Source organism: Pedococcus sp. P1_H8 (genome assembly GCF_056405175.1).
Window position 1 is genome coordinate 1 of the sequence record NZ_JBFUCP010000238.1, and the last position, 447, is coordinate 447.

The window sequence follows — 447 nt, forward strand, 5'->3', positions numbered from 1 at the left end:
GGCCTGCTGGGTGACGGACACCGGCTTGCCGGTGCGGTCGACGATCGAGTCGATCGGCGTCGGCGGGCACCACTTCCCGTGCGAGGCCAGGGTCGCCGCGACATTGGACAGCTCCAGCGGGTTCACCCAGGTCGGGCCGAGGGTGAACGAGCCGAGGTTCTGCTGCTTCTGCATGTCGGCGAGGGACTGACCGTCGCCCTGCCCGGAGGTGCCGGGCTGTGCGTAGGACCGCAGGCCGAGGCGGACCGCCATGTCCACGGTCGGGGTGACGCCGGCGGCCTCGATCAGCTTGACGAAGGCGGTGTTCGGCGACTGGGCCAGCGCGTCGGTCACCGACAGCGCGGGCGGGTACTTGCCCGCGTTCTCCACGCAGTAGGTGGCGGGCGGGCAGCCCTTGGCGCCGCCGTATCCCATGCCCTTGACGTCGACCCGGCCGGGAACCTGCAG

The 447-nt window shown here is 71.6% G+C and carries 1 protein-coding gene; it reads right to left on the reverse strand.

What is annotated here, in order from left to right:
• Nucleotides 1-447 (reverse strand): penicillin-binding transpeptidase domain-containing protein (locus AC1DYG_RS19775; protein WP_477641552.1); only part of this gene is annotated, 447 nt, incomplete at both ends.